Genomic DNA, 294 nt, shown 5'->3' on the forward strand with positions numbered 1-294 from the left:
TATGGCGGTGTAGCTCAGCTGGCTAGAGCGTACGGTTCATACCCGTGAGGTCGGGGGTTCGATCCCCTCCGCCGCTATTGACATAAGCGTACTGTGTAATTCAGTAATGCATTTAAAACTCTTATGTGTGAGCATGAAGACATCGGCTCAGTTACTGCAGCCGGATAGCATAAGCCGTCCGGTCGCAGGTTCGAGTCTTGCCTGCAAAGTCAGTTACGGAGAGCTGTCCGAGAGGTCGAAGGAGCACGATTGGAAATCGTGTAGACGGTTACCGCTGTCTCAAGGGTTCGAATC

1 tRNA gene is annotated in these 294 nt (G+C 52.4%); it reads left to right on the forward strand.

Annotated features, from left to right (window positions below):
• Window positions 1-3: 3 nt before the first annotated feature.
• A tRNA-Met gene (locus L2D08_RS23715) sits at window positions 4-77 on the forward strand.
• Window positions 78-294 lie beyond the last annotated feature (217 nt).

Origin of the sequence: Domibacillus sp. PGB-M46 (assembly GCF_022668875.1) — a bacterium.
In the GTDB taxonomy this organism is placed as follows: Bacteria; Bacillota; Bacilli; order Bacillales; family Domibacillaceae; genus Domibacillus.